This window comes from Kroppenstedtia sanguinis (genome assembly GCF_050433445.1).
Classification (GTDB): Bacteria; Bacillota; Bacilli; order Thermoactinomycetales; family DSM-45169; genus Kroppenstedtia; species Kroppenstedtia sanguinis.
Window position 1 is genome coordinate 21,580 of record NZ_JBNPXF010000012.1, and the last position, 21,200, is coordinate 42,779.

Genomic DNA, 21,200 nt, shown 5'->3' on the forward strand with positions numbered 1-21,200 from the left:
TATGAAATGGCTGCGGATTTTCAACAGCGTCCACTGGAAACTGGTGACCATATTCGGTTTGTTGCTTCTGATTTCCATGCAACTGATCGGAGTTTATTTTTTCAAAGAGCTGAAGTTCACCTTTGAAAACGATCTGGAAAACAGCCTGGAAAAACAAGCCGGCTCCATCCGTTCCGTCATCAGCACTTCGGTGATGGTGAATGCCGACCGTAAAAAACTGGACAAAATTCTGGATCAGCTCACACTGGATAAAAAAAATACCGTCCAGATCGTGAATCAGGATGGTTTTATCATAGCCACGACAGGGGATGACAACGACCGAGCACAGAAAAACACCTGGGTGAACCCGATCTTGCAAGGAGGAGAAAAACTGACCAAGATCATCCCCAAAGCCGGGAACCGGTATATGTTGTTCGGTCTGCCCATCAAGAACGACGGAAGAGTACTTGGTGCCGTCTATATCGAGGCACCGATGCGGGAGATGTATGAAAATATCCGCAACATCACGGAGATTCTGATCAAAATCACGGTGATCTCCATGGTAGGCTCCTCCGTCCTCGGCGTAGTCCTCGCCCGGACCATCACCAATCCGATCAAAGAGATCACCGAACAGGCCACAGTCATGGCGGAGGGGGACTTTGACCGTCAGGTGACAGTCAAAAGCGACGATGAGATCGGAAAGCTGGCCTCGGCCTTCAACCATCTGGCCCAGCACCTGCGAGATGCGCTCTCCCAAAACGAAGAGGAGAAAGGCCGGCTCCAGTCTGTCCTGGCCAACATGAGTGACGGAGTAATCGCCACGGATCGCAAGGGAAGAGTGATCGTCTCCAATCGCAGGGCGGAGGAGATGTTGGACAAGCCCATCGAGGATGGGGAAGAGATCAACCAGGTTCTCCTCCTAGCCAACCCCCTGGTATTCCCAGTAATGGAAGTGAGACAAACCTTCCTGGAGCTGGATGCTGAGGATGAGGAAGAGTTGACTATCATCAAACTGACCTTCACTCCGGTGCTCCGGGCCAGTCGGGAAGCGGTGGGCCTGATCGTGGTTTTGCAGGATGTGACGGAAGAGGAGAAACTGGACCGACAGCGGAAAGAATTTGTAGCCAATGTCTCCCATGAATTACGGACGCCGCTGACAACTATCAAAAGCTATTTGGAAGCCCTGGATGAAGGGGGAGCCATGGAGGATCCAGAACTGGCCACCCGTTTTATGCGGGTGACTCGGCAGGAAGCGGAGCGCATGACCCGGCTGATTCATGACTTGTTGCAACTGTCCCGGCTGGATGCTGAGAAAATCCGTTTCCGCAAAGCCCCACTCTCCCTGGAATCCGTCTTGGTGGATGCCGCCGACCGGTTTGCTTTTCAATGCCAGCAAAAGGAGATCCAGTTCCGACTTTCTCTGGAGGAAGACCTGCCTCGAGTCTACGCCGATCGGGATCAGATCGATCAAGTTCTGGATAACCTCCTATCCAACGCGGTCAAATACACTCCTGAGGGAAAAAAGATCTCCCTGTCCGCCCGCAAATGTTCGGATGGATATGTGGAAGTGGTCATCGCCGACAAGGGCATCGGAATTCCCAAAAAGGATCTGGAACGAATATTTGAACGCTTCTATCGGGTGGATAAGGCTCGCTCCCGCAGTTTAGGCGGCACCGGCCTGGGTCTTTCCATCGCCCGGGAAATCGTACAATCTCACGGGGGGACGATCCGACTGGAAAGTAAGTATCAAAAGGGAACTACCCTTCGATTTACACTCCCCCCCTGTGAGCCGGAGGTGACGCAGTCGTGAAGGAGCATCTGAAATCCCTGGCCTTAACCTTCCTGGTAGGTGCAAGTTTGCTCCAGACCGGGATCCTCTGGTATAGCTCGCCCTCCTATCAGGAAAGTCAAAATGTCGAAGATATCCCCAAAATCGGGCATGAAACCTTTCAAAAGAAGGGGGGATATCAATTGATCTCCCCAGAGGAGATCTTGGTGCATCAGGAAGGGAAGCAACGACGGATCCTTCCCGGCAAGGAATATTGGGCTTTAACAGATCAACTGCACCATGCCCGGCTGGAAAACATTCGATCTGTGGAACCTTCTCTCGCCCAATGGTCCGGTTTGATGAAAGATGAGCCGGGACTGGAGTTGAGATTTCACCAGGATTTCCCTGCCGATGTGGTAAATACCTTCTTCTCCGGAAATGAAGAGATCGACGGACTCCAATATATCAACCGAATTTGGCTGTTTGGAGAAGGAGACAACAATCAAGTCACCATCTGGTTCATATCCGACCGGGAGCAGTCGGTGTTGGAAGGAACCGCTCTGATTCGAGACTACACCGATTGGTTGGACCAGGAAACTGGGATGGACGGAGAAGTGCTTCATCCGGTCTTCCCTAATGGGAAATCCAACCTGGATAAGAAAAGCCTGCGGAACAGGGAGATCCCTTATGCCTTTTATCTTCCCAAGGAATCCCCCTCGGTGGATCGGCTCACTTTCCCTCTCAAAAAAATTGATGTCAATGATATGATTCTGATTCTGTTTAGAAATCCATCCAACCCGAAAAAAACCCAGGTGTTTGATTCCACTTATATCTATATGGACTCAGACTCGGGACGAACTCTGCAACATAACAAACAAAACCAGACCATGGTGTACAATAATCCTATGAATGACACAGGGGGGGAAGCCTCCCCCAGCAGTGATCTGGCTACAATTACCACCTTTATGAATCGACACAATGGCTGGACAGGAAACTTCCTCCTGAATCGGGTGGAGATGGATTTGAACAATGGTAGCAATAACTACGTGTTTCAGCTTTATATGAAGGGATACCCCGTGTATGCCTCCAAGCAGCATTCCGGATTGGACACTATTCGACTGACCGCCCGGCAAGGAGTCTCTACCTACGAACGCTCTCTCCACTATTTCGCTTCCCAGGTTGAACGGGAGGAAAAAGACCGACTGCCGGCGCAGAATGAAGTCTTCACAGCCTTGAAGAGAGTCGGCTCCGATTGGTCGGATCTGCGTTCCATCCATCCCGGTTACCAGGCTGCCTTGAAAGGTAAAAAGATGCAATTAAAACCGGTGTGGGTCGTCCAATTCCGCAATGGAAAACAAGGATTCCTGACAGCTTCAGAAGGGGGGGACGGCGCAAAATGGACTGGAGCAGAGCCAAATCCATCCTGATCTTGGCATTCCTCTCCCTCAATGTTTTTCTCGCTTATCAATTGCTTGAGGCCAAGGGGGAACAATCCCAGACTCACCAGGTATCTCAGGATACTCGGCGGGAGCTGACAGAACTCACTTCCGACAAACAAATCGACATCCGGGACTCACTTCCGGAAAATACTCCTGAAGTCTCCTATTTGCAGGCGGAACCCCTCAAAATGGAGAATCTACACAAACGGGACCCTCGTTGGAGGAAAAATTCATCTGGGTATTATACGCTAAACTTCCGGACTCCTTTACAACAAACCGGGGACTTAAAAAAAACCTTGGAACGGTATATCCCTGGCTTGGAGCATTATAAGTCGGTGGACGAAGCCGTCGGAGATTCCCAGATCCTGTTCCACATGTGGAACGGCCGACCCATCTTTGATGATCGTCTGAGCGTGTTTATGAAGGAAAAGAGCATCACCCGTCTGGAGCTCATCCCTTTTCAGGTCCGCTCAGATAACGCGACCGCCACCCGACCAGGTTGGTCAGCTCAAAATGCACTGGTCACCCTGATCAAATCAGGTCAGATCCGGGAAGGCGCCGTTATCACCGATGTCACTTTGGGCTACCACGGCCAATCCTATGACGGTGATAAACAGTTGTTATCCCCTGTCTGGAGAGTTCGTACCGAGGACGCCACATTCTATGTCAATGCGATTACCGGTGCCAGCGAAATCGAAACCCACAGTCAGATCCGCGAGCAACAAACAGAAAGAGGAAGATTGAATTGAAATATAGTGTCTTGGCAAGCGGGAGCAGTGGCAATGCCCTCTACGTGGAAACTGAAAGATCACGAATTCTGGTGGATGCCGGGTTGAGCGGAAAACAGTTGGAGAATCTCCTCCGTTCCATCGATGTCGACCCTTCCAACCTGCAAGCCATCCTGGTGACTCACGAACACAATGACCATGTGAAAGGGCTGGGAGTGTTCGCCCGCCGATACCGGTTACCCATCTATATGAATGAAGCTACCTGGGAGAACCTCCCCTCGGGTGTAGGCCAAATCCCTTTGCATCAGCAACATGTTTTTTCCACTCTGTCCACATTGGAATTGGAAGATCTGACAGTAGAATCCTTTCCGATCTCCCATGACGCAGCGGAACCGATGGGATTTTGCTTTCATCACGAAGGAGCTCGCTTAGGTCTGGTAACCGACACTGGCTACATCAATCGGCGGATCCTTGACAAGGTGGCCGGTTGTGACGCCTTGATATTTGAGTCCAATCACGATGTCAATATGTTGCGGATGGGCCGGTATCCTTGGAATGTCAAACGGAGGATCCTGAGCGATGTCGGCCACCTCTCCAATGAAGATGCCGGCTGGGCTCTGGCGGAGATTCTGCGGGGAAACGGGGAAGATATTTTCCTCGCCCATCTCAGCCAAGATAACAATCTGACGGAGTTGGCACATCTAACCGTCCAAGGGGTGCTTCAAGAGCAAGGGCTTCGTCTAGGGCAGGACGTACGACTTCGGGAAACCTACCCAGATCGTCCCACTCCCCTGGCCACACTCGAAAAAAAACACCGCTTGTTATGAGGATTTTCACGCCAATTGAATGAATCAGGGGTTACATGGCCTTCTCATGGTTCTGAACTGGAGAAATCACTCAAAGAGTGGTGAAAAAACCGTTCATAGAGAGGGTGGGGGTCCCATGAAATGACTTAGGTTCGCCACAACAACGGAACAATAGGGGAACCCCATCCCGACCCGCCAAATTCATATCGCTTCTAAACCCGTCGTTCCCTGCATTCCGCAACGGAGGAGGGGGGCGGGCCTGGGCACGTCTTGTTCCCGGGGGAGGGGAGAACCTCTTTTTCCCCCTGTTCTCTTCCATGTTAAAATTCCATGAAGCCCCCCTCCCCTCTTTTGTCTGATCCGTCAACTTGTTATGATATGGTAGTACCCCCTCGGCGAGATGTGGAATAGATTCCCTGTCTGTGATTTATTTCTTGCCTCAGGCGTGTTGATTATCCATATTTTAGGCAGGAAATCAGTTCAGGATGGCGGGGACGGCTACGATCTATTGCAAAGAGCGCAAAGGCTTTTCACCGTCCCCACCATCCCCGTCCCCTCAAGTAATTATTTTACGATGGGGCAAAGGAAAGAGCGAAAGGGTCGTTTCGTTCCCATCATCCACTTTAGGAGCGCCATGCAACTATGGAGATCGAAATACAAGCTCAGGCTTTATTTCGGAATGAATGGGAAATAGTAAAAACAGGCTCTCACGCAAAAAAGAAATGAGGAGGTTGATGCCGTGGGCTATTATGACCAATCCGACCGTGTACGCCGCGGCATATGGATCTTTCTGACCGCAATCATATCCGCTGTGATCGGAGGGCTCCTGGTCCTCACCCTGTCTCCAGCCTTGGTGAAGATGGGACTGTTACCACAACAGTACTTTTCCCCGGGAAGTGCTCCCCTGGCAGAAGGAACCGGTCCCACTCAATCCGTCAACGTGGATGTAAATAATGACATCACCAAGGCAGTGCAGAAGGTTCGTCCCGCAGTCGTGGGTGTAGTCAACCTACAGGAAAGCGGGGGCCCCTTTAACCAGGAAGCGGTCCAAAGCGGAACCGGTTCCGGCGTGATCTTTAAGAAAGACGAGGGAAGAGCCCTGGTGGCGACCAACCACCACGTGATTGAAGGGGCCAACCAGATCGGGGTGGTCATCCCCGGAGAAGACGGTGGGAAAAATGTTGAAGCTAAGCTGTTGGGAAGCGATAGTGCCACCGACTTGGCCGTTCTCGAAATCCCAACCAAATACGTAACCAAAGTAGCCACCTTCGGCAACTCAGATCGAATCAAAGCGGGGGAACCGGCGATTGCCATCGGCAACCCCCTCGGATTGGAGTTCTCCCAATCTGTCACCGCTGGAGTGATCAGTTCTTCTCATCGGCAAATCAAAGTTTCTGAAACAATGGATATGGACGTGATCCAGACCGATGCTGCCATTAACCCTGGAAACAGTGGCGGAGCCCTGATCAATACTGCCGGTCAGCTGATCGGCATCAACAGCCTCAAGATTGCCGAGCAGGGAGTGGAAGGATTGGGCTTTGCCATCCCTGTTAATGACGCCAAACCGATCCTCAACGATCTGGTCCAGTTTGGCGAGGTGCATCGTCCTTATCTCGGGGTCGCACTGCGAGATCTGGAAACGATTGATTTGCAAGCCCGATCCTCTAAACTTCGACTGCCCGATTCGGTCACCCAGGGTGTAGTCGTTCTGGATGTCAGTCCAGGCAGTGGCTCTGCCAAAGCGGGATTGAAACAGCTGGACGTCATTGTTGAACTGGACGGACAAACCATCCGCGACGGCTCGGCTCTCCGCTCCTATCTGTGGAAGAAAAAAGAGATCGGCGATCAGATGAAAGTCGTCTTTTACCGCGATGGAGAGAAAAAGAGCACCACTCTCACCCTGACCAAATCACCCAAGCGTTCGTAATAGAAATTCCCTCCGCCCCGCAAATGCGGGGCGGACTCTTTGCCGAAAAAAGGAGGGAAACCCTTGCAGGAAAAGCTGATCTGGTATGCTTGTGCAGAACATATCGATCCGATTCTGGACGAAATTGTAGATGAACAGGGCCGAGCTCCGGACCTCCTCTCCCTGACTGCGATCGAAGACGATAGAGAAGTCTACTGCCATTGGTGTGGAAAAGAACCGGATTATCTGTTGCTTCTGGATGGAGGGGAAAAATGAAAATTCAAATTCTGGCAGTGGGCAAGTTAAAAACTTCTTATCTTCGCATGGGGGTGGAGGATTATCTGCAACGGATCTCCCCCTATGCTAAAGTGGAAGTGATAGAGATTGCTGAAGAAAAGGCCACAGAGCCCCTGACGGAAAGCGAAATCCGGCAGGTGACAGACCGCGAGGGTGAACGAATTCTCCGACACTTGACCCCAGACACCTATACCTTCTCCCTCGTCATCCAGGGCGTCGCCCTCTCTTCTGAAACCTTAGCCCATCACCTCGATCAATTGGCCACCTATGGCAAAAGCCGCATCGCTTTTATCATCGGCGGCTCCTATGGATTATCAGAGCAGGTAAGACAACGAGCGGATTATTCCCTCTCCTTTTCCAAAATGACCTTTCCCCACTCCTTGATACGATTGATACTGCTGGAACAACTCTACCGCTCCTTCAAGATCAACCGCGGCGAAACCTATCATAAGTAAAGGAATCCTCCCCCCCAATGGTGGAGAGAAGGGGAGAACATAAGAAAAAGCGCCCCTTTGTGGGGCGCTTTTTCTGTCAGGGATATCTGACCAGGGCTGTCGATTAACCAGAAAATGGGCAACAGAAGGGAGTTGTGTGCTGCCATAGCGAGACCTGGGAGCGGAAGCGACCTTGGCGAGACTTGTACCCTATGGGTGCAAAGCGACCTTTGCGCCATGGGCACTACAATTTGAAGTTAAGGATGCGCCACAGGCACTACAATCTGAAATTAAGGATGCGCCACAGGCACTACAATCTCGATGGGCTGAAGCCCTGGAATAAAGGTAGCACCACAGGCACTACAATCTAAAGGAGCTGAAGCTCTAGATGAAGGTTGCACCATAGGCACTACAATCTAAAGGAGCTGAAGCTCTAGATGAAGGTTGCCATCCTACCCAGCGGAGAATCTGGAGGGAGGGCGGTTTAGGGGCAACATCTTCCCTGTGCCTCCGTAAGGCTTTGCCCCTGCCCGATGGTCAGATTTGGAGCGGCCAGTTTTCACTTCCTTGCCGCAAAGGTCGCGTGGGTGAACACGATCTCCTCACCCAAAATGTGGCTAATCAACACGCCTGATATCTGACACCTATTGCTTTTGAATTTAAGCATACACCGGTCGGACTTGCAGAGTCTGCTCGCGATCGGGACCTACGGAAAAGAGGGCCAGAGGGATTCCCGTCAGGTGAGTAATCCGCTCCAAATAATGCTGGGCCGCCATGGGCAGATCTGACAGATTCCGCGCTCCGGTGAGATCCTCCTCCCAGCCTGGCAACTCTTCCAATACCGGTTCACATTCCCCTAGCATTTCCAGGTTGGCTGGATAGTTTTCCAATATCTGTCCCCGATAACGATACGCCGTACAAATCTTGACCGTAGGGAGTCCGGTCAACACATCCAATGAGTTCAGGGAAAGGCCGGTGATCCCACTCACCCGACGGGCATGGCGCACCACCACACTGTCAAACCATCCCACCCGGCGGGGACGTCCTGTGGTCGTCCCAAATTCCCGTCCCACTTCCCGGATCCGATCCCCGATATCATCGTGAAGTTCCGTGGGGAAGGGGCCGTCTCCGACTCGGGAGGTGTAGGCTTTGGCCACCCCGATCACTTGACGAATCTTGGTCGGCCCTACGCCGGATCCGATACAGACGCCACCGGCGACGGGATTGGATGAAGTGACAAAGGGATAGGTTCCTTGGTCAATATCCAGCATCACACCCTGGGCCCCTTCAAACAATACCCGCTTCCCTTGATCGATCGCCTCATTCAAGACGACAGAGGTGTCAGTCACATAGGGACGGAGCCGCTCCGCCCACTTTAAATAGGACGGGTAGATCTCGTCAAAAGAAAAGCCGGTCGTGTCATAAACCTTCTCCAGCAACCGATTCTTGTCTTCCAGGGCTTTTTTTAATTTGGCGGCAAAGAGATCCCCATCCAGCAGGTCGGACACCCTGATTCCGACACGAGCCGCTTTGTCCATATAAGCGGGACCGATTCCTTTTCCAGTGGTTCCGATTTTCCCTGAACCCTTGTGACTTTCCTCCACCATATCCAGCTTGATATGGTAAGGCATGATCACATGGGCCCGGTCCGAGATCCGCAAATTGCGGGTGGAAACACCTTGCCCCTCCAGATAATCCAGCTCTTCCACCATCGCCTCCGGATGGAGCACCATTCCATTTCCCAGAACACAAACCTTCTCGGAATAAAAGATCCCCGATGGAATCAGATGGAGTTTGTATCGTTTGCCACCTAACACAATTGTGTGCCCAGCGTTGTTTCCCCCTTGGTAGCGCGCAACCACTTCCGCTTTTTCCGCGAGGAAATCGGTAATCTTTCCTTTTCCTTCGTCTCCCCACTGTGTCCCGACAACGACCACCGTCGACATGATCCAGGCTCCCCTTTCCTGACAGGTTCTGCTCACGTTCCTGCAATCAGCCTTTATCAGTGTACAAGGAAAAAAGCACGGTGTCAACGCAAAAACCGAACATTAATCTATTTAACTATATTATTATTCGTATTTACATCGCCCCTTGCGGGCCATGATGCAGATCGAGACTGAGAAATTTATTATAGTTCTTCAAGAAGAGAAGTTCCACCTTACCCACCGGCCCGTTCCGATGTTTAGCCAAGATCACCTCAATAATATTCTTTTTCTCCGAATCCTCATTATAATAATCATCCCGGTACAGGAAAGAGACAATATCCGCATCCTGCTCAATGGAGCCAGATTCCCGCAGATCGGACAGCATTGGTCGCTTGTCCTGCCGCTGTTCCACTGCACGTGACAGTTGAGAGAGGGCGATCACCGGAACGTTCAGCTCCCGTGCCAGCAACTTCAAGGACCGGGAGATTTCCGAGATTTCTTGCTGGCGGCTGTCCCGACCCCTCCCCTCAATCAACTGCAGGTAGTCGATCAGAACCATTCCTAAACCATGTTCCGCCTGCAGACGTCGCAATTTGGAACGAATCTCAAAGACGGTGATCCCGGGAGTGTCATCAATAAAGATGGGGGAATCCGATAAGGAGCTGATCGCCATGGTCAGCTTTTCCCAATCCTCCTCCTCCAGCTCTCCTGTCCGAAAGGCTTGGGCATCGATGTTTCCCTCAGCTGCCAGCATTCGCTGCACCAATTGTGGCGCGGACATCTCCAGATTGAAAATGGCCACTGGCACACCTGACCGGACCGCCACGTTTTGCGCCACATTCAGACTGAAAGCCGTCTTCCCCATACTGGGGCGGGCTGCTAGGATGATCAAGTCCGACTTCTGAAAGCCGGAGGTCATCCGGTCCAAGTCCGTATAGCCCGCAGGGATTCCGGTCAGCTTCCCTTTATTGTAATGAAGGCTTTCAATCCGTTCAAAAGTCTCCATCAAAACTTCCCGGATCGGGATAAACCCTTTGCCTATTCGACGTTGGGAGATCTCCAGTATCTTCTTTTCAGCGGAATCGATCACATGGGCCACTTCGTCTCCACCGTTATAACCCGAGGCGGCTATTTCAGTGGCGGTCCGGATCAAACGGCGGAGAATGGATTTCTCCTCCACGATCTGACAATAATAATCCACATTGGCCGCCGTGGGCACTGACTCCGCCAATTCTGTCAGGTAGGAGACGCCCCCAACCTCCTCCAGGAGCTTCTGATCCGAGAGCGCGGATGTGACGGTCACCAAGTCAATCGGTTCCCCTTGTTCGTTTAGATCGGCAATTACTTGAAGCAGGCGCTGGTGAGCCTGACGGTAAAAATCCTCCGGTCGAATCCGTTCCAAAACCGTCATCAACACAGAGGGTTCGATCAGGATCGCCCCCAGAACCGCCTGTTCAGCCTCTTGGTTGTGAGGTGGCATCCGATCCGCAAATAATTCACTCATCCTCCATCATCCTCCAGCCTGCTGCAAAAAAAAGGCGCTTCCCCTGCTGAAGCGCCGGAGCCATGGACATCATCTAACATCGGGAGGCCGCTCCACGTCCTGCAACCGATCGGTCATTCCGTCTCAAACTACTTCACTCTCTCCTAATGAAGGAAAATCATTTCCAATTCGTGAATTCAGCTGTTTTCATCCAAGACTTGTACCGAAAGTGTCGCTGTCACCTTAGGATGCAATTTTACAGGCACTTTAGTCACGCCGAGTGTACGGATCGGCTCGCTCAGTTGGATCTTCTTTTTATCTACTTGAAGGTCATATTCCTTTTTCAGGTACTGACTAATTTGTTTGGAAGTGATCGACCCAAACAGACGGCCACCCTCTCCAGATTTCGTGCGGAGGGTGATCTCCGCCTCTTCCAACTTCTCCGCCAGCTGCCTGGAGCAGGATAACTCTTCTTTTTTCCGTTCTTCTTCTCGTCGTTCCCGTTCTTTCAGGGTATTCAAATTGCCAGTGGAGGCTACGACAGCCAATTTCCGGGGAAACAGGAAATTACGAGCATACCCTTCAGAGACTTCCTTCACTTCCCCCTTTTTCCCCTGGCCTTTGACATCCTGTTGAAAGATCACTTTCATTCGACGTCGCCCCCTTCTTCTTCACAGTACTCGCTCAATACCTCCAGCAGGTGTTGCCGCGCTTCCGACAGGGTTACTCCCTCGAACTGCACCGCTGCATTGGTCATGTGTCCCCCGCCGCCGAGGGATTCCATGATCAGCTGAACATTGAGTTCCCCCAAGGAACGGGCACTGATGGACACCTTGCCGTCATTCCTCAAACCGATGACAAAGGAGGCACTGATCCCTTTCATATTGAGCAATGTGTCCGCCGCCTGGGCAATGATGAGCTGATCATACCGCTCTTCCATTTCCCCGCTGGCGATCGCAATTTTATCGTATACCACTTCCGTATTTTTGACAATCTCGGCCCGCTTGACGAAGCGGAAAAGATCTTCCTTCAACAAAGTTTGAACCAGCGCCAGATCGGCCCCGTGGCGGCGGAGAAAAGAAGCCGCTTCAAAGGTTCGGGAGCCCGACCGAAAAGCGAAGCTTTTGGTATCCACCACAATTCCCGACAATAGAGCCGTAGTCTCCAAGGGTTCAATGGTCAACCGTGCATCCTGGTACTGCAACAACTCCGTCACCAATTCGCTGGTGGAGGAGGCATAAGGCTCCAGGTACACCAATACCGGGTCTTTGACAAACTCCTCCCCGCGACGATGGTGATCGATCACCACCACCCGATCCGAGCGTTCCACCAGGCGGGGTTCAATGGTCATAGAGGGCTTATGGGTATCCACCAGAATGAGCAAGGTATTCTTATCGATGAGGGAAAGAGCCTTCTCCGGTGAGATAAACGCTTCCTCCAGAGAATGATCTTCCGAGATGGCTGCCATCAGCGCATCGATGGAGGGATTGGAGTCCTTTAAAAGGATGTATCCCTCCCGATCAGCCATCCGAACCGTCCGCAGGACACCGATCGCTGCTCCCACTGCATCCATATCCGGTTGATCGTGACCCATGATCAGTACCCGCTCACTGTCCCGGATCAGATTAGTCAGTGCATAAGAGATCACCCGGGCCCGCACTCGGGTCCGCTTCTCAACTGCATTGGTTTTGCCCCCGAAAAACACCACCCGATCCTGTTGTTGGACAGCCGCCTGATCCCCGCCCCGTGCCAGCGCAATATCCAGTGCCGCCTCCGCCGCATGTGTCTGCTCCACGACCGAAGAACGGAAGGTGGACACGCCGATACTCAGTGTAATCGGAATTTTGTTACGGTGGGTCATCTCCCGCACCACATCCAGGATGTCAAAATGATTCTGGCTCAGACGCTCCAACGTTTCCCGGCGAAACACCATGAAATATTTCTCCACATCAAATTTCTTGAGGGTGATATCCTGTTTCTGTGCCCAACGGGTAATCTCCGACTGGACATTCGTCAAAAGCAGAGTCCGCTCCTGGTCATCGAGACCCGCTCCCGCTTCCTCGAAATTGTCCATTTGAAGAAAGCCGACAATCGTTTGTTCCTGTTCATATCGTTCTCTCAACTCTTCAAACTGGGTGATCTCCCGAAAAAAATACAGCCGCTCTTTGGCGTCATGGACCACTTCAAAGCTCCTGTTGTTTAAATCGAGCTTCTCCGTTTCACTTCCGTTACGGTCCAAGTCGGGAAATATATCGGTCACAGTCCATCCGACGAGGGAATCCTTGTCCGTCATCTCTTGGATAAACGGGTTGTGCCAGACTACCTGGCCTTTGCGATCATACAGGAGGATTCCCACAGGCATCTCGTCAAAGGCGGCTTGATTTGCTCCCTTCACCCGCTGGGACAGAGTCAGGACATATTCATTGAATTCATGTCTGAATTGCTTTTCCGCCCGGTAGAGCACATATCCCAACAACAGATAAAAGAAAAGTCCAATCAAGGCGAAGGCCCAGTTGTAGGTAGATAGAAGGGCGATCAACACCAAACTGAAACACATGGCTAGCACCATATGATAACCGTGCCACCGTTTCGTAATAAAATTCGGCATGATGACCCTCCCTTACACCGGAACCTGAGTTTAAAAGAAATATCCTTTTCTCAAGCATGTTGATTAGCCATATTTTAGGCAGGAAATAAGGTCGGGATGGTGGGACGGCTACGATCTCTTACAAAGAGCGCAAAGGCTCACCGTCCTACCATCCCCGTCCCCTCAAGAGATATTTTGTGATGGGGGCAATGGGAAGAACGAAAGGATCCTTTCGTTCCAACTTGATGGTTAATCAACAGCCCTGTTCTTTTCTATTTTACCCCAGTCAGAGGTGTTTTCATAGGGAAGAGCTCGGAATCCCGTAAGCCAGGAACCCTGGATCTGTCACTTTTTTTTATGGTTCAGACGCTTTCGGATCTCACTGCCCGTATCCACGATTCCCATCAGATGGACGACTACGGAAAACGGAGAAATCACAAGGGAACAGAGTAAAATAAAAATCATCCAACCCTTCCCTTTCCCCGATCGGTGCAGAAGCCAGGCGATGAAAGAAAGTCCCTGGATATAGAAGAGCAAGAAGAGCACAGTCATCACATTAGCCGGAATCCACGTGGAAGACGACTCTTCTCCGATTCCGAAAACAAGGAACAGGAGGAGAGAAAAGAAATAGAAGTAGAAGAAGGAACGAGGCAGACGCCACTCTCTAAATGGGGGCAAATATTTCCCGGGCAATCCATGGCGGCCAAGCCATCTGCGAGCCACCACCAGATTGAGCAAGGGAACCGGGACAACCAGCATGAAGAGCATGGACGGAATGACTGTGGCCACATAGGGAATTAAATCCGACACAGATTCCACACCGTACAGGCGGAACCACTCTCCGTTTCGTTGCCATTCTTCCATCAGTAAACTGTTCAACCGATTTTGCAAATCAAAAAAATAGGATGCCGCCATCATCAGGATCAGAAGACTGATCCCCACCGTCGTCAACCCTCCTAGCACCACATCCGTCCCAGAAGTATCAGAGCTCCGGTACAATAGCCCCATAACTACCCCAGCTATCGCTACCAATAAAACAGCTCCTGAATAGAAGAGATGACCCGTGATCGCCAAAAGGGAAAAAGCGGTGAGGAAAATGGGAAAGATGGCGGACACCCATCCATTTTTTGCTGTATGGAGAATGAAAGGAAGGGGAAGAAACCACATCGTCAGGATGTTCAGTGGTGTCAACAAGGAGAAGATGATGAGCAGAAACAGCATCGTTGTGATCAGTCCGTCACGGACATCAGGAATACGGGGCAAACCCGATTCACCTCTTGTTAATATATTCTTCCAACTGGGAAAGATCACCGTACCAATCTTCCAATTGGTGACGTTCTCTTGCGTGCTCCCGAAGTTTTCTCGTCACCGCCTGATCCACTTCCCGGAAAGAAAATCCCACCCGCCGGGCAAGAACATAGGTGGCAACCACTAGGCTGGCCAGGCTGTCGGAAATGAGAGATTGGTTCGCTGTATGCAATCCTTTATACAGATTCGCAATTTGATCCAGAATTTCGGTTTTCAACCATTCGATCGCTTTCATGCTTTTAGCGATGTGCATGTTTCGCTCCGGCCTGCTCATGGATTCCACACCCCTCGAAAAAGCTTGGACTCAGGTGCTAATTTCAACAATCACCTGTCATTTTCCTTCTTTTCCAGAGGGGACCGGCAATTACCAAACAAAAAGAAGGAGCAGACACGCCCCTTCTCTCCACCTGATCAATCCGTGGTATACGGCAACAAAGCCATTTGCCGGGCACGTTTGATCGCCCGGGTCAATTGCCGCTGATATTTGGAAGATGTCCCCGTTACTCGGCGGGGCAGAATTTTACCCCGTTCGCTGATGAACTTCCGGAGTAGATCCACATCCTTGTAGTCGATGTATTGGATCTTGTTAACTGTGAAATAACAGACTTTCCGGCGCTTATTTCCGCGACGGCGGGCCATGGAAAGACCCCCTTTCCCGTAAAAGTTTCACTGGATCTCACAATCATTTCAAAAGGGCAGATCATCATCGGAAATATCGATCGGTTTACCGTCATCCGCAAAAGGATCGCTGGAGGGGCCCCGGTTGTCCTGCTTCTTTTCAAAACCGCTGTCGCCATAATCTCGGTTAGATCCGGAACCGGAGCTGGCTTGAGATCGCGATTCCAAAAATTGAACGTTTTCGGCGACCACTTCCGCCACCTTGATCCGACGGCCTTCTTGATTTTCGTAACTGCGGATTTGAAGACGCCCTTCCACAGCGACCAGGCGCCCCTTTTTCATGTAATTGGCTACAGTTTCCGCCAGCTGGCGCCAAGCCACGATATCGATGAAGTCCGCTTCCCGCTCTCCCTGCTGGTTGGTAAAACGGCGGTTGACCGCCAAATTGAAACTGGTGACCGCCACCCCACCGGGAGTGTAGCGAAGTTCAGGGTCCCTGGTCAACCGGCCGATCAGAACCACTCTGTTTAACATCGGCAACCCCTCCCTAAAGCCGATTTTGGTTCCTCCGTAACATACCCTTTACTTTTTGTCGTCAATGTTGATCACCATGTGGCGAATCACATCATCATCCAACTTCAGTTGACGTTCCAATTCGTTTACGGTGTCAACGTTGCCGGTGAAGGTCGCCACGGTGTAAATCCCATCGCGGTGGTCATTGATCATATAGGCCAGACGGCGCTTGCCGAAGTGTTCCATCTCGACGGATTCCCCGCTGTTGTCAGCGATGATTTCCCGAAATTTCTCACGGTGAGCATTGACTTTTTCCTCGTCCAGATCTGAACGCAGGATATACATCAACTCGTATTTGTGCATGCTGTTCCACCTCCTTTTGGACTGAGACGGCCCCGCAGTTGTGCAGAGCAAGGAGTGAATAGTCCATATTCACGATACTGTATTCTATCAAAGATACCTGTAGAAGGCAAGGTCCACCGATTTTTACACATTGAATCGAAAATGCATCACGTCTCCATCTTTCACCACATACTCCTTGCCTTCCGAGCGTAGCAGTCCCTTCTCCCGAGCCCCGGCCAGAGAACCGGCTTGGTCCAGGTCTTTGAAAGAGACCACTTCGGCCCGGATAAAACCCCGCTCAAAGTCGGAGTGGATCACACCGGCGGCCTGCGGTGCCCGGGTTCCTTCCCGAATCGTCCAGGCCCGTACCTCTTTTTCCCCGGCAGTAAAATAGGTAATCTGTTCCAGCAGGCGATAAGCCGCCGCCACCAGACGATCCAATCCCGATGCGGACAGTCCCAGCTCAGACAGAAATTGAGCCCGCTCTTCCCCTTCCAACTCCGCAATCTCCGCCTCCAACTGGGCGCTGATCGTCACCACCTCCGCTCCTTCTTCCTCTGCTTGCTTGCGCAGGGCTTGGACATGGGGGTTGGAATCAGGATCGGATACTTCGTCTTCCGACACATTGGCCGCATAAAGCATTTTCTTCAAGGTAAGCAGATGGAGAGAGCGGACGCATTCCAACTCCTCCTCCTCCAACTTCAACCCCCTGGCCGGTTTTCCCTCTACCAAAGCTTGGTGCAGTTTCTCCAAGACTTCGTGTTCCTTTTTGGCGTCGGCATCGCCGCTCCGCTTCTGACGGGCAACCCGATCCAGCCGCCGTTCCACAGTTTCAAGATCCGCCAGGACCAATTCCAGATTGATGGTCTCCATATCCTCGACAGGATTCACTCCGCCAGAGACATGGGTGATATTCTCATCTTCAAAACAGCGGACCACATGAATGATCGCATCCACTTCACGAATATGGGACAAAAACTGGTTGCCAAGGCCTTCTCCTTGACTGGCACCCTTGACCAAACCAGCAATATCTGTAAATTGAAAGGATGTAGGGATGATCCGTTGGGGGTTGACGATCTCTGCCAAGCGATTCATCCGTTCATCCGGAACATCCACCACTCCCACATTGGGATCAATCGTGCAAAAAGGATAATTGGCCGATTCCGCACCAGCCTGGGTGATTGCGTTAAACAAGGTCGATTTGCCTACATTGGGCAGACCGACGATACCAGTTGTAAGCGACATAGACTGTCAGCTCCTCTTCATAGCAAGAAATGTCCCCACACAGGTTCTCCGCCTGATCGGCTGTTATAAATGCAGGCCTGCTGATTAGCCGTGTTGTAGTGGGGAGATCGTGTACTACCACGCTCCGATGCCATCCCACGAGGAAGTGGAGACGGTCCGCTTAAGAATCTGACCATCGGGCAGGGGCAAAGCCGGGAGGCCAGCAACACAGGGAAGATGTTGCCCCTAACCGCCCTCTCGTAAGACTTCTACGCCGGGTAGGATGGCTACCTTCATCTAGAGCTTCAGCTCCTTTAGATTGTAGTGCCTGTGGTGCAACCTTGCCATCGAGATTGTAGTGCCTGTGGTGCTACCTCTATTCCAGGGCTTCAGCCCATCGAGATTGTAGTGCCTGTGGTACTACCTCTATTCCAGGGCTTCAGCCCATCGAGATTGTAGTGCCTGTGGTACTACCTTCATCTAGAGCTTCAGCTCCTTTGGATTGTAGTGCCTGTGCGGTGCTACCTCTATTCCAGGGCTTCAGCTCATTGAGATTGTAGTGCCTGTGGCGCATCCTTAATTTCAAATTGTAGTGCCCGTGGCGCATCCTTAATTTCAAATTGTAGTGCCCGTGGCGCATCCTTAATTTCAAATTGTAGTGCCCGTGGCGCATTAGGTCGCTTTGCACCCACAGGGCACAAGTCTCGCCAGGGTCGCTTTCGCTCCCAGGTCTCGCTATGGCAGTACACGGCTTCCTTTCAATGCCTATTTTCTAGTGAATCAACAGCCCTGATAAATAGATAAATGAACAGGGTGCTTTTAAAAAGACACCCCAGGAAATCTAAAATGAAGCCAAGAAAATCAGTAATCGAAAAAAACACCGGATTGGACCTTACCAAACCGGCACAGACCCCAGGCCCTCAGACCCTGGGGAAAAAGGGGTTGGATGTTTTTACTCCACTTCCGACTCCCCCTGAACCAAAATCCGCTTCATTCTTTTTTCAAAGCGGGAGCGCGGAAGCAATACACTGTGACCACACCCTGTGCATTTCATCCGGATGTCCATCCCCATCCGGATCACTTTCCAGGCATTTGTTCCACAAGGGTGCACTTTTTTCATCTCTACCACATCCCCGAGCTGAAAACTTTTCCGCTCCATTGGCCACCGTCCCCCCTATCTATTGCCCTTTATTATAGAAAGTCTGTCTGCGGATTTCAACGGGGGAAACCCCTTGATCTTCGCGAGCCGAGGGACTGGAAGGATGTCATCATTTGACTGGTCAGTTCTGCTTGTTTTTCCTTCGGATTCCCTGGGATCGAACCGGAGAGAAGTCCACCAAACCGGATACGGACTTTTGCCGGCCGCAACCAACGGTTGCCCTGGGCTAAAGCCTCATCTGTTCCTTCGATCACGACAGGGAGGATCGGAACATCGGATCGGATGGCCAGCCAGGCAGCTCCTTCTTTTAATTCTGTCAGCGGATCCGACTCTCTCCGGCCTCCTTCGGGAAATAGCCCCACGCTTTTCCCATCCTTCAACAGAGCCAGGGCAGTCCGGAGGGAGCGTGTGTCCACTCCCTCTCGATTTACGGGAAAGGCGCCCACCCGTTCTAAAAACCACCGGCTCACCGGATGGGAAAAGGATTCCTCCTTGGCCATGAATGAGACCTGTCCTGGCAGGACGGCTGCAATATAAAAAGGATCCAGAACACTGATATGATTTCCTACCACTAAAAAAGGTCCTCGGGTCGGAACATGCTCCAATCCCTCGATCTCCACCCGATGATAAACCCTCAGGAATAGCCGGATCCCTCTTTGTATCACGCAGTACATCGGGTCCCTCCTCCCTTGTCTTCCCTGCTATATTGTACCTGATTAGGAGGAGGATTCCCACTTGATTCATGTTTCTCTGGTGAAGGGATAGAGGAGAATCATCGTCAGGATCAACAGATTAATCACGCCGTAGAGGGGATACAGTAAGGTAACCAGGTTGGAAAACCCCAACCGGCTGACAGGCACCAGTAACAGCATCACTCCCCCGCCAATAATCCAAGGGGGAAGGGACAGATTATCCGATAGGCGAAAAGCCAACCCGTGAACGTTGCTGACCGCTGTCGTATAGATCGCCAGCCATAGGATCAGTGAAATGGTGGCCACCCAAAGATCGGAATAGTCTCGCACCAGAGCAAACAAGGGAATTTCATACTGGGAAATCAGATTTTCTACTCGTAGCAGTGAATAATTATACAGGCTAGCCAACAAACCCAGACACAGACAACTGATCCCACCTGCCACCCAGATCTCCACCGGGTGTTGAACCTGTTTGCCCATGGTGGACAGTACAGCCAACAAAGACAAAATATTAAAGGCCGTATAAGTAATCGCCGAAGGCCAGACGGGAAGAGTGGGAGTGCCTCCCTCATCTGTAGCGAACACCCATCCGGTCCCCTGCAGGAATTGGAGACAAACCACCATTAATACGATGACCATGACAGGGATCAAAAAAGTATTCATCGACATCAAGCCTTTGAGATCAAAGAGGAGAATCCCAATCACCGCCACTGCCATCACCCAGATTCCCATGGTGAAAGAGCCACTCCACTGCTGAAATGTAGCTCCGCTTCCAGCCACCATGACCAGCGTGCTGGTCACAAGGGAGATCATCACCAGATAGTCAAACAGACGGGCCAACCGAATGCCAAGCACGTGCACCAACACTTCCGAATAATGCTGGGTTTTCTCTTTCCAACTGATTTGAAGAATAATCACACTGGCTGCAAACAGCAACAGCGTGGACAATACAATGCTGGGACTACTCTCTTTTCCGTAAGAGCCAAAAAACTCCCATATCTCCCGACCCGATGCAAATCCGGCCCCAATGGTGGTGCCTATAATGGTCATACTGATTTTAAGGGAGTTCCACAGGTTGAACCGCATACCGATCCCCCTTGTCCGGGTGTCTCTACATAAGGGCTGTTGATTAACCATCAAGTGGATGATGGGAACAAAACGATCCTTTCGCTCTTCCCCTTGCCCCCATCGTAAAATATTGCTTGAGGGGACGGGGAGGGTGGGACGGCTACGATCTCTTGCAAAGAACGCAAAGGCTCTTCACCCTCCCACCATCCCGACCTTATTTCCTACCTGAAATATGTCTAATCAACACGCCTGTCCCTACATGTATATTTCCTGTTTCCCATCCGTATACTGGTAAGGATTTGAATTCCCTTTCGGAGGTTGACTGCCATGCGCGAACCGGCTCCAACCCCGGACCTTGGGTCCAACTGTCCGACCCGTATCCAATACACCCATCCCAGCGCTCCCCACCAGTGCGCAGATTGGCTAAGTGAAACACTTCAGTTGTATCCCGGATCCCGGGAACTGGCCTGTATCTGTATTGGGACCGACCGGTCGACGGGAGACTCTCTCGGCCCATTGGTCGGAACTCAATTAGAAGAGATGACGGCTCCCTTTCTCCGAGTGTATGGAACATTGGACGAGCCTGTTCATGCGGTCAACTTGGAGAACACCCTGCTTCGATTGAAAAAGGAACTGCGGAATCCCCGGGTGATCGCCGTCGATGCCTGTCTGGGACAGCTATCCAGTGTGGGATGGATCCAGGTAGGTAACGGACCTGTCAGGCCGGGAGCCGGAGTCAACAAACAGCTGCCTGAGGTGGGGCAGGTACATGTGACGGGGATCGTCAATGTAGCAGGTTTTATGGAATACTTTGTCCTCCAGAACACACGCCTGAGCATGGTGATGAAGATGGCTCAAGTGATCGCTTCATCCATCTATTCAGTAGCCCTAAGCGAAAATTCCCGTCGTAGATCTCTTTAGAGA

At 51.5% G+C, this 21,200-nt stretch carries 21 protein-coding genes; 8 read left to right on the plus strand and 13 right to left on the minus strand.

Going from position 1 to position 21,200, the window contains the following annotated elements; all coding sequences use genetic code 11:
- Position 1 precedes the first annotated feature (1 nt).
- From JOD24_RS08870 to rlmH, 7 genes are all read left to right on the plus strand, one after another.
- The gene (locus tag JOD24_RS08870; RefSeq protein ID WP_380164849.1) at positions 2–1,789 is read left to right on the plus strand and encodes an ATP-binding protein; all 1,788 of its coding nucleotides are present in this window, start codon (positions 2–4) and stop codon (positions 1,787–1,789) included.
- Entirely contained in the window at positions 1,786–3,174 is a 1,389-nt protein-coding gene (gene yycH / locus JOD24_RS08875; RefSeq protein WP_380164851.1) for a two-component system activity regulator YycH, read from the plus strand. The genes JOD24_RS08870 and yycH overlap by 4 nt, the downstream gene beginning before the upstream one ends.
- Positions 3,144–3,935 carry a two-component system regulatory protein YycI gene (gene yycI, locus JOD24_RS08880; RefSeq protein ID WP_380164853.1) on the plus strand — a complete coding sequence of 264 codons (792 nt, stop codon included), beginning with the start codon at positions 3,144–3,146 and terminating at the stop codon, positions 3,933–3,935. Before yycH ends, yycI begins: the two co-directional genes overlap by 31 nt.
- A complete protein-coding gene (locus JOD24_RS08885) occupies positions 3,932–4,741 on the plus strand; it encodes an MBL fold metallo-hydrolase (protein ID WP_380164855.1) in 810 nt (269 codons plus the stop codon). Before yycI ends, JOD24_RS08885 begins: the two co-directional genes overlap by 4 nt.
- Before the next feature lie 718 nt (positions 4,742–5,459).
- On the plus strand, positions 5,460–6,647 hold the full coding sequence (locus JOD24_RS08890) for a S1C family serine protease (RefSeq protein ID WP_380164857.1): 1,188 nt from the start codon (positions 5,460–5,462) through the stop codon (positions 6,645–6,647).
- A 63-nt stretch (positions 6,648–6,710) separates the two neighbouring features.
- Entirely contained in the window at positions 6,711–6,902 is a 192-nt protein-coding gene (locus JOD24_RS08895; RefSeq protein ID WP_380164859.1) for a CxxH/CxxC protein, read from the plus strand.
- Entirely contained in the window at positions 6,899–7,378 is a 480-nt protein-coding gene (gene rlmH / locus JOD24_RS08900) for a 23S rRNA (pseudouridine(1915)-N(3))-methyltransferase RlmH (protein ID WP_380164861.1), read from the plus strand. Before JOD24_RS08895 ends, rlmH begins: the two co-directional genes overlap by 4 nt.
- Before the next feature lie 638 nt (positions 7,379–8,016).
- On the opposite strand, the gene JOD24_RS08905 is transcribed toward rlmH, so the two are convergent.
- The 13 genes from JOD24_RS08905 to JOD24_RS08965 form a co-directional block, all read right to left on the minus strand.
- Positions 8,017–9,303 carry an adenylosuccinate synthase gene (locus tag JOD24_RS08905; RefSeq protein WP_380164865.1) on the minus strand — a complete coding sequence of 429 codons (1,287 nt, stop codon included), beginning with the start codon at positions 9,301–9,303 and terminating at the stop codon, positions 8,017–8,019.
- Between the two features lie 133 nt (positions 9,304–9,436).
- Complete coding sequence (dnaB, locus tag JOD24_RS08910) at positions 9,437–10,786, minus strand: replicative DNA helicase (protein ID WP_380164867.1); 1,350 nt, start codon at positions 10,784–10,786, stop codon at positions 9,437–9,439.
- 176 nt (positions 10,787–10,962) lie between these two features.
- Positions 10,963–11,415 carry a 50S ribosomal protein L9 gene (gene rplI, locus JOD24_RS08915; RefSeq protein WP_380164869.1) on the minus strand — a complete coding sequence of 151 codons (453 nt, stop codon included), beginning with the start codon at positions 11,413–11,415 and terminating at the stop codon, positions 10,963–10,965.
- A complete protein-coding gene (locus tag JOD24_RS08920) occupies positions 11,412–13,373 on the minus strand; it encodes a DHH family phosphoesterase (protein WP_380164871.1) in 1,962 nt (653 codons plus the stop codon). The genes rplI and JOD24_RS08920 overlap by 4 nt, the downstream gene beginning before the upstream one ends.
- A gap of 324 nt (positions 13,374–13,697) precedes the next feature.
- Positions 13,698–14,615: a DUF2232 domain-containing protein gene (locus JOD24_RS08925; protein WP_380164873.1), complete on the minus strand. Its 918-nt coding sequence runs from the start codon at positions 14,613–14,615 to the stop codon at positions 13,698–13,700.
- 7 nt (positions 14,616–14,622) lie between these two features.
- A complete protein-coding gene (locus JOD24_RS08930; protein ID WP_380164875.1) occupies positions 14,623–14,934 on the minus strand; it encodes a MazG-like family protein in 312 nt (103 codons plus the stop codon).
- A gap of 137 nt (positions 14,935–15,071) precedes the next feature.
- Positions 15,072–15,299 (minus strand): 30S ribosomal protein S18, encoded by a 228-nt coding sequence (gene rpsR / locus JOD24_RS08935; protein WP_380164877.1) that lies wholly within the window; start codon positions 15,297–15,299, stop codon positions 15,072–15,074.
- A 48-nt stretch (positions 15,300–15,347) separates the two neighbouring features.
- Entirely contained in the window at positions 15,348–15,812 is a 465-nt protein-coding gene (gene ssb / locus JOD24_RS08940; protein WP_429246765.1) for a single-stranded DNA-binding protein, read from the minus strand.
- A 48-nt stretch (positions 15,813–15,860) separates the two neighbouring features.
- Positions 15,861–16,154, minus strand: a complete 294-nt coding sequence (rpsF, locus tag JOD24_RS08945) for a 30S ribosomal protein S6 (protein WP_380164881.1) — start codon at positions 16,152–16,154, stop codon at positions 15,861–15,863.
- 123 nt (positions 16,155–16,277) lie between these two features.
- Positions 16,278–17,378, minus strand: coding sequence for a redox-regulated ATPase YchF (gene ychF, locus JOD24_RS08950; RefSeq protein WP_380164883.1), 1,101 nt, complete (start codon positions 17,376–17,378; stop codon positions 16,278–16,280).
- Between the two features lie 931 nt (positions 17,379–18,309).
- Positions 18,310–18,516 (minus strand): DUF951 domain-containing protein, encoded by a 207-nt coding sequence (locus JOD24_RS08955; RefSeq protein WP_380164885.1) that lies wholly within the window; start codon positions 18,514–18,516, stop codon positions 18,310–18,312.
- Between the two features lie 56 nt (positions 18,517–18,572).
- The gene (locus JOD24_RS08960; RefSeq protein WP_380164887.1) at positions 18,573–19,190 is read right to left on the minus strand and encodes a lysophospholipid acyltransferase family protein; all 618 of its coding nucleotides are present in this window, start codon (positions 19,188–19,190) and stop codon (positions 18,573–18,575) included.
- Positions 19,191–19,256: 66 nt separating this feature from the next.
- The gene (locus JOD24_RS08965) at positions 19,257–20,294 is read right to left on the minus strand and encodes a YkvI family membrane protein (protein ID WP_380164889.1); all 1,038 of its coding nucleotides are present in this window, start codon (positions 20,292–20,294) and stop codon (positions 19,257–19,259) included.
- Between the two features lie 309 nt (positions 20,295–20,603).
- Between JOD24_RS08965 and yyaC the strand changes: the two genes are divergently transcribed.
- Positions 20,604–21,197: a spore protease YyaC gene (gene yyaC, locus JOD24_RS08970; protein WP_380164891.1), complete on the plus strand. Its 594-nt coding sequence runs from the start codon at positions 20,604–20,606 to the stop codon at positions 21,195–21,197.
- Positions 21,198–21,200: the final 3 nt, after the last annotated feature.

What these genes read in the sequence shown, in the direction of transcription:
- rlmH (WP_380164861.1), top strand. Translation starts at nt 6,899, where the DNA reads ATGAAAATTCAAATTCTGGCAGTGGGCAAGTTAAAAACTTCTTATCTT.
- yyaC (WP_380164891.1), top strand. Translation starts at nt 20,604, where the DNA reads ATGCGCGAACCGGCTCCAACCCCGGACCTTGGGTCCAACTGTCCGACC.
- ychF (WP_380164883.1), bottom strand. Translation starts at nt 17,378, where the DNA reads ATGTCGCTTACAACTGGTATCGTCGGTCTGCCCAATGTAGGCAAATCG.
- JOD24_RS08930 (WP_380164875.1), bottom strand. Translation starts at nt 14,934, where the DNA reads ATGAGCAGGCCGGAGCGAAACATGCACATCGCTAAAAGCATGAAAGCG.
- yycI (WP_380164853.1), top strand. Translation starts at nt 3,144, where the DNA reads ATGGACTGGAGCAGAGCCAAATCCATCCTGATCTTGGCATTCCTCTCC.
- JOD24_RS08960 (WP_380164887.1), bottom strand. Translation starts at nt 19,190, where the DNA reads ATGTACTGCGTGATACAAAGAGGGATCCGGCTATTCCTGAGGGTTTAT.
- rpsR (WP_380164877.1), bottom strand. Translation starts at nt 15,299, where the DNA reads ATGGCCCGCCGTCGCGGAAATAAGCGCCGGAAAGTCTGTTATTTCACA.
- dnaB (WP_380164867.1), bottom strand. Translation starts at nt 10,786, where the DNA reads ATGAGTGAATTATTTGCGGATCGGATGCCACCTCACAACCAAGAGGCT.
- JOD24_RS08920 (WP_380164871.1), bottom strand. Translation starts at nt 13,373, where the DNA reads ATGCCGAATTTTATTACGAAACGGTGGCACGGTTATCATATGGTGCTA.
- JOD24_RS08870 (WP_380164849.1), top strand. Translation starts at nt 2, where the DNA reads ATGAAATGGCTGCGGATTTTCAACAGCGTCCACTGGAAACTGGTGACC.
- rpsF (WP_380164881.1), bottom strand. Translation starts at nt 16,154, where the DNA reads ATGCACAAATACGAGTTGATGTATATCCTGCGTTCAGATCTGGACGAG.
- JOD24_RS08905 (WP_380164865.1), bottom strand. Translation starts at nt 9,303, where the DNA reads ATGTCGACGGTGGTCGTTGTCGGGACACAGTGGGGAGACGAAGGAAAA.
- JOD24_RS08955 (WP_380164885.1), bottom strand. Translation starts at nt 18,516, where the DNA reads ATGGAGCGGAAAAGTTTTCAGCTCGGGGATGTGGTAGAGATGAAAAAA.
- rplI (WP_380164869.1), bottom strand. Translation starts at nt 11,415, where the DNA reads ATGAAAGTGATCTTTCAACAGGATGTCAAAGGCCAGGGGAAAAAGGGG.
- ssb (WP_429246765.1), bottom strand. Translation starts at nt 15,812, where the DNA reads ATGTTAAACAGAGTGGTTCTGATCGGCCGGTTGACCAGGGACCCTGAA.
- JOD24_RS08965 (WP_380164889.1), bottom strand. Translation starts at nt 20,294, where the DNA reads ATGCGGTTCAACCTGTGGAACTCCCTTAAAATCAGTATGACCATTATA.